The following is a 6853-nucleotide window of genomic DNA, read 5'->3' as shown; positions in this document are numbered from 1 at the left end:
GGCCTTTAACAATATGACTTGGAAAATGGCCGCATAGGGTCAATAGTGAAACTGTCCGGAAACAGGGACGAAGTCCATTGGTGCGAAAAAAGGCAGATCGGCAGGACAAAGACTAAGCGGGCTCGGCCGATGCCTGTATCTGCTGTACCGAATACATCCAGAACCGAGTCATGAGAAGCACGGCCGCGAAGGCGAGACCAAGCACCAAGCCCAGCCAGACGCCGATGCCGTCCATATGACGGACAAAGCCGAAATAATACGACGCGGGAATCCCTACGACCCAATAGCTGAGCGCCGCCATGACCATTGGGATCTTGGCATCCTGCAACCCGCGCAGCAGGCCCAGCGCAATCACCTGCGCGCCGTCGACCAGCTGAAACAACGCCGCCATGGCAAGCAATCCGGTACCGATAGTCAAGATTTGGCCCCGCTGCGGGTCATCTGTTTCCATGAACAGGGAAATCAAAGGCTCGGCGCAGGTCAGAAACAGAATGATGGTTGCCACCGACATGACCAGCGACATACCAGTTACGGAAATTGCGCCCTTTTCCAGATGCGCCCTGTCCCGACGACCCAGCGCATTGCCAGCCCGGATGGTCGCCGCATTTGATAGCCCCAGGTGAACCATGAAAGTGGCTGAAGCCAGATTCAGGGCGATCCCATGCGCAGCCAGCGGGACCTGACCCAGCCAGCCCATCATCACCGCAGAAGTCGCGAACAGTGAAACTTCGGCCAATGTGGTCAAGCCGATGGGTACACCCAACTTCCATACGCTGGCAAACATTTCCCAATCCGGTCGCCAGAACCGCTGGAATAGGCTATGCTCTGGCAACGTCCGGATCACATAGATAACAACCGCGATCAGCGAAACAACTTGTGTCGTGATCGAAGCGATTGCCGCCCCTGTCACGCCCAGTTCGGGGGCACCCCAGTTGCCGAAGATCAGCGCATAATTGGTCAGCCCGTTCACAGCCGCCGCCGCAATTGTGATCCACAAAACAATCTGCGTTCGCTCCAATGCCGCCAGATAGCTTTTCAACACCATCACAATGAGGGCCGGAAACAATCCCCAACCGGCAACTCGCAGATATTCGGCTGCGGTTTCAGCAATTTGCGGTTCCTGCTTCATGGCGATCAGGATCGGATAGGACCACCACAGCAAGGGCATGACAACCACGGCATACAGCAACGACAACCATAGCCCCATCCGGGTCGAGCGGCGAATGCTGGTTTCGTCCCCTTCCGCCGCCGCTGTGGCCACCATGGGCATGACTGCCCAGCCAAATCCCGCACCGAACAAAAACAACACGAAATAATAACTGTTGGCCAAGGTAACAGCCGCCAACGCCTCGACCCCGTACCAACCCAGCATGATGGTGTCGGTCAAGCCGATTGCGTATTGCGCCAGATGACCACCAACCAGTGGCAGGCCGAGAACGGCAATAGCCCGAAAATGGGCCGGATATGTCATCACCTTTGTCATCGCTCCAGCCATATGCGCGCCATTGGCGCGGGACAAGAGCGGATCGGCAATATTTCATATTGAGACTTTTATGCCCGACCATTTCCTGAGGCCGGGCATCTTTGCAATCAGCGGGCGTCGGGGTGCAGAGCCGTACCCAGAATATGCTCGGACCGGTGAATAACGTGATGCGCCTGCCCTACGATCAGCGGATCAGGCTCGCCCACGATATCGTGATCCTTGCCGGGGTAATCCAGCGAGGACAGGAAGTGACGCATACAGTTCAGGCGTGCGCGTTTCTTGTCATTTGACTTGATGATCGTCCAGGGTGCGTCAGCCGTATCCGTGTAAAAGAACATGGCTTCTTTCGCCTCGGTATAATCATCCCACTTGCTGAGGCTCGCCTTGTCGATGGGCGACAGTTTCCATTGCTTCAAGGGGTCGGTTTCACGGCTTTTGAAACGGCGTTGCTGCTCTTGCTGTGTAACCGAGAACCAGTATTTGTATAGCTGAATGCCCGAGCGCACCAGCATCCGTTCCAACTCGGGCGTTTGCCGCATGAACTCAAGATATTCGTTGGGCGTGCAGAACCCCATGACCCGCTCCACACCCGCGCGGTTGTACCAGGACCGGTCATAGAACACCATCTCGCCCACGGTCGGCATCTCCTGAATGTAGCGCTGGTAGTACCACTGGCCTTTCTCTTCCCAGGTGGGTTTGTTCAATGCAACGACACGGGCCTGACGCGGGTTCAGGTGCTCCATGAACCGCTTGATCGTACCCCCTTTGCCTGCCGCATCGCGCCCTTCGAACAACAAGACAAACCGCTGCCCCGTTTCCTGCGCCCACAGCTGAACCTTCAAAAGCTCGGCCTGCAGATTGGCTTTTTGCGTCTCATACACCGACCGGGCCATTTTGCGGCCATAGGGGTATTTCCCACTTTCAAACGCCTGCCGGATTTTCTCGGGGCTGGGCGCTGAAGGGTCGGTGTCTTTGGCGAGCGTGGTCTTGATCTGGGTGGGTTCTGCGTTGGTCGTGGCAATGGCGTCCATACATCCTGTCCTTTTCTACTGTCCTGAAGGGTGGCTAGCAGAAAGCTCGGAAATGCGCTTTGATTGGTGTCAAATAGATGCCTTAAAAACCCATGATTTCCAGCGCGGATCCCTTGTTCCAATGCAGACGTCTTTTTTCAAGCTGAACGGCCATTCTTTCCACGTCAGGACATGGGGCGACAAAGCCGCGCCACCATTATTGATGCTGCATGGTTTCCCCGAATACAGCGGTGCCTGGGCCGATCTTGCGCCTCATCTGGCAGAACTCTTTTATTGTATTGCTCCGGACCAGCGCGGTTATGGCCAAAGCTGGTGTCCCGAAGGGGTGCAGAACTATACCCTGTCGCAACTGGTCTCAGACATGGCCGCACTGATTGAAACCAGCGGCGCGCCTGTTGCGCTGCTGGGTCACGACTGGGGCGCATCGGTGGCTTATGGCGTTGCCATGTTCCGCCCGGAACTCGTTGATCGGTTAATCATTGCAAACGGCGTACATCCGGTGCCGTTTCAACGCGCGATGGCCTTGGGTGGCGCACAATCCACAGCCTCGCAATATATCAATCTGCTGCGAGCACCCGATGCCGCACAAAAACTGTCCGAAAACAACTTTGCGATGCTGGAACAGTTCTTTCGCCATGGTATGGGGCTGGACTGGTTGACCGAAGCTCGCATGGCCGACTACCGCACTGAATGGGCCCGACCCGGTCGGCTGCAGGCGATGCTGAACTGGTACAGAGCCTCTCCGTTGGTTGTCGCCAAACCCGGTGTCCCCGCGACAGACCTGCCCGACCTGCCGCTCGACCGGTTGCATGTCAGGTGTCCGCACTTGTTGATTTGGGGGCCGGATGACAAAGCCCTTTTACCGGAAGCCACTGAGGGGCTGGAGGCGTTTGCCACCCACCTCACCCGTGTCACGATCCCTGGGACCGATCATTGGTTGCATCATCAAAATCCGCGGGCCGTGGCGCAGGCCATTCTGGAATGGACTGGCCTGACATAATCAGGCCCCGCCCGCGCGCAACGGCAAGCCAAGCAGCTTTTGTCGCAGCGCCAACGATATCTTTAGCACCTTACCGGTGCCCCCAGTCGTCAGGGTTGTCAGAGTTGTTCGGCGACAACCCCAACTCATCACCATCGGTTGAGCACCCAAGCCCCAGAACCGTCCGGTTTGCATATGAAAAATAGGAGCAGACCTGATTGATCTCGAGGATTTCGCCATCATCCCACCCCGCGTTGCGCAGGGCGGCGACGTCCGCTTCGACCAGATCGCCCGGCGCTTCGGTCAACTTGCGGGCATAATCCATCGCAGCCATTTGCGCCTTATCCAGCGGTGCAGCCGAGGGATCGCGCGCCTCAATCGCTGCCCTGATCGCGTTGCCACGCACCGTATCACCCAGCAAGCGCTGAAGACCTGCAAAGTGATGCTCGACGCAATACCCGCACCGGTTCAGTGAGCTGACCCAAACCCCCAGCACTTCCAGAAACCATTTCGGTATCTTGTTGCCCGAATGATGCAACACTGCCTTGTACATGGCCATATGGCCTTCCATCGAATGCGGGCGAAGGCTGTGTGCCATCATGATGTTGTCTACGTTATTGTTCGGCCCGGTCACGCGTTCGTAGAGTTTCCTCAACTTTCCAGTCGCTTCTTCGAACGGAACGGTTCTGATCCAGTTCATTTATTCACCTCCGCTTTACCGGGATCAAAGGACTGGTTATCTGCACGGATTGCAAGCGGCTTGACAGAAAATCCACAACACCTCGCGTCCCTCTTCCCCCGGACCACATCACCTGCCATAATGGCGGAAACCCAAAAACAAGAGCAGCACCCATGCCCGAAGATCTGTTGACGCCCAGCGCCACTTCTACCTATGACGCCTCCTCGATCGAGGTGCTCGAAGGGCTGGAACCGGTTCGCAAACGCCCCGGCATGTATATTGGCGGCACGGATGAGCGTGCGCTGCACCATATGTTGGCCGAGATCCTCGACAACTCGATGGACGAGGCGGTGGCAGGCTTTGCCAACCGGATCGAGGTCGAGCTGCATTCCGACTACGCCCTGACCGTCCGTGACAACGGGCGCGGTATCCCGATCGACCCGCATCCGAAATTTCCGGGCAAGTCCGCGTTGGAGGTGATCCTGTGTACCTTGCACGCGGGTGGCAAGTTCTCGGGCAAGGCCTATCAGACCTCGGGCGGCTTGCACGGGGTTGGTGCGTCGGTGGTGAACGCGCTGTCTGATTCGATGGTTGTGCAGGTGGCGCGGGACAAGCAGCTATATGAACAACGTTTCTCGCGCGGCGTCCCGCTTGGCCCGGTCGAAAAGGTTGGCGCGGCCCCGAACCGGCGCGGCACAACGGTGACCTTCCACGCCGACCCGGACATCTTTGGCCATCACAAGTTCAAACCCGCGCGGCTGTTCAAATCCATCCGCTCCAAGGCCTATCTATTCTCGGGCGTCGAAATCCGCTGGAAAACCGCCATCGATGACGGTGAAACCCCGCTTGAGGCCTCGTTCCACTTTCCGGGCGGCCTGTCGGATTACCTGAAAGAGACGATGAACGGCTCGTCCACCTATGCCGAGCAACCCTTTGCGGGCACCGTCGATTTCAACGAGAAATTCGGCACCCCCGGCAAGGTCGAATGGGCGATCAACTGGACACCGTCGCGTGACGGGTTCATCCAGTCCTATTGTAACACCGTTCCCACCCCCGAAGGCGGCACCCATGTGGCGGGATTCTGGGCTGCGATCCTCAAGGGGATCAAGGCCTATGGCGAGTTGATCAACAATAAGAAGGCCGCGCAGATCACCCGCGACGACCTGCTGACAGGTGGCTGCGCGCTGGTGTCGTGCTTTATCCGCGAGCCGGAATTCGTGGGCCAGACCAAGGACCGCCTGGCCACGGTCGAGGCGCAGCGGCTGGTCGAAAACGCGGTCCGCGACCATTTCGACAACTGGCTGGCGGCTGATACGAAATCCGCCGGCGCGATCCTCGACTTCCTCATCCTGAGGGCCGAAGAACGCCTGCGCCGTCGGGCCGAGAAGGAAACACAACGCAAGTCCGCCACTAAGAAACTTCGTCTTCCCGGCAAGCTGGTGGACTGTTCCAGTTCAACACGCGACGGCACGGAATTATTCATCGTCGAGGGCGATTCTGCGGGCGGCTCGGCCAAGATGGGTCGTGACCGCAAAACGCAGGCCCTGCTGCCCCTGCGCGGCAAGATCCTGAACGTTCTGGGCGCGGCCAGTTCCAAGCTGGGCACCAATGCCGAGATCAACGATCTGACGCAGGCGCTGGGTGTCGGGCTTGGCACCAAGTTCAACGTTGACGACCTACGCTATGACAAGGTCATCATCATGACCGACGCGGATGTGGACGGGGCGCATATCGCGTCCTTGCTGATGACGTTCTTCTTTACCCAGATGCGCCCGATGATTGACGCGGGCCACCTGTACCTGGCCTGCCCGCCTCTGTACCGCCTGACGCAGGGTGCCAAACGCGTCTACTGTCTGGACGAGGCCGAGCGCGACGAATGGCTGAAAAAAGGTCTGGGCGGCAAGGGTAAGATCGACGTGTCCCGCTTTAAGGGTCTGGGTGAAATGGACGCCAAGGACCTGAAAGAGACCACGATGGACCCCAAATCCCGCAAACTGATCCGGGTCACCATCGACGAGGACGAACCCGGCGAGACCGGCGATCTGGTCGAGCGCCTGATGGGCAAGAAGCCCGAACTGCGGTTCCAGTACATTCAGGAGAACGCGCGGTTTGTGGAGGAGCTGGATGTTTGATTTAGGATTTTTGTGGTTTCAATACCGACAATAATTCCAAAGCAATCTGATAACAAATTTCCAGTTCAATGTCTTTAAACTCATGTGGCCCCGAAATGTCAGAGGGTGACATCTCTAGCATATGAGGTTCTTTCGATAAAACATGCAACGAACCGACATCACCTTGAGGCATCTGAACTTCAAACCTGACACCTCTCGTCGTGATGAAATATCTAATATTGGGAAACGCTCCCAATAGCAGCATTTCATAATTTCTATCTTTTATATTTTGGTCTACATGCCCTCCACCATCCTGATTTCGCATCGTGCGAATGAAGTCCATCCTACTTAATTTCAGTTGCCCCTGTAAGTTGATGATGGGTGTTTTTTTCCACCAAGTTTGGAAGTTGACGCGGCTGTCACTATTTACGACGCCTACAGCGCCAAATCGGTTTTGCGCCGGAGTCGCTGACAATGAAATCTTTAGAGTTGGGAACGGCTCTGTTGCACAAATCGGATTTTGAGCGCAGTTCCCCTTTCCCCGGACGGACTTATCCTACGGGCTCTGTG

Annotated in this window: 6 protein-coding genes; 2 read left to right on the top strand and 4 right to left on the bottom strand. The window is 57.0% G+C overall.

Features of this window, described 5'->3' with window-relative positions:
• Window positions 1-112 precede the first annotated feature (112 nt).
• Together AC2FPW_RS08785 and ppk2 are read right to left on the bottom strand one after the other, a co-directional pair.
• Complete coding sequence (locus AC2FPW_RS08785) at window positions 113-1483, bottom strand: MATE family efflux transporter (RefSeq protein WP_480484274.1); 1371 nt, start codon at window positions 1481-1483, stop codon at window positions 113-115.
• 107 nt (window positions 1484-1590) lie between these two features.
• A complete protein-coding gene (ppk2, locus tag AC2FPW_RS08780; protein ID WP_267367366.1) occupies window positions 1591-2514 on the bottom strand; it encodes a polyphosphate kinase 2 in 924 nt (307 codons plus the stop codon).
• 121 nt (window positions 2515-2635) lie between these two features.
• On the opposite strand from ppk2, the gene AC2FPW_RS08775 reads away from it, so the two are divergent.
• Window positions 2636-3514 (top strand): alpha/beta fold hydrolase, encoded by an 879-nt coding sequence (locus tag AC2FPW_RS08775; RefSeq protein WP_496813312.1) that lies wholly within the window; start codon window positions 2636-2638, stop codon window positions 3512-3514.
• Window positions 3515-3584: 70 nt separating this feature from the next.
• Here AC2FPW_RS08775 and AC2FPW_RS08770 read toward each other — a convergent pair whose 3' ends face one another.
• The gene (locus AC2FPW_RS08770) at window positions 3585-4193 is read right to left on the bottom strand and encodes a carboxymuconolactone decarboxylase family protein (RefSeq protein ID WP_496813310.1); all 609 of its coding nucleotides are present in this window, start codon (window positions 4191-4193) and stop codon (window positions 3585-3587) included.
• A 152-nt stretch (window positions 4194-4345) separates the two neighbouring features.
• On the opposite strand from AC2FPW_RS08770, the gene parE reads away from it, so the two are divergent.
• Window positions 4346-6304 (top strand): DNA topoisomerase IV subunit B, encoded by a 1959-nt coding sequence (gene parE, locus AC2FPW_RS08765; protein WP_496751283.1) that lies wholly within the window; start codon window positions 4346-4348, stop codon window positions 6302-6304.
• 1 nt (window position 6305) lies between these two features.
• Here the strand turns inward: parE and AC2FPW_RS08760 are convergent, their stop codons facing one another.
• Window positions 6306-6758, bottom strand: a complete 453-nt coding sequence (locus AC2FPW_RS08760; protein WP_496813308.1) for a hypothetical protein — start codon at window positions 6756-6758, stop codon at window positions 6306-6308.
• Between the last annotated feature and the right edge of the window lie 95 nt (window positions 6759-6853).

The sequence above is a fragment of the Ruegeria sp. SATB027 genome, from assembly GCF_059613825.1.
This window is presented reverse-complemented; position numbering and strand designations above follow the sequence as displayed.

Excerpts from the sequence above, each read along its gene's own strand:
- AC2FPW_RS08785 (WP_480484274.1), bottom strand. The coding sequence starts at position 1,483 with ATGACAAAGGTGATGACATATCCGGCCCATTTTCGGGCTATTGCCGTT.
- ppk2 (WP_267367366.1), bottom strand. The coding sequence starts at position 2,514 with ATGGACGCCATTGCCACGACCAACGCAGAACCCACCCAGATCAAGACC.
- AC2FPW_RS08775 (WP_496813312.1), top strand. The coding sequence starts at position 2,636 with ATGCAGACGTCTTTTTTCAAGCTGAACGGCCATTCTTTCCACGTCAGG.
- AC2FPW_RS08770 (WP_496813310.1), bottom strand. The coding sequence starts at position 4,193 with ATGAACTGGATCAGAACCGTTCCGTTCGAAGAAGCGACTGGAAAGTTG.
- parE (WP_496751283.1), top strand. The coding sequence starts at position 4,346 with ATGCCCGAAGATCTGTTGACGCCCAGCGCCACTTCTACCTATGACGCC.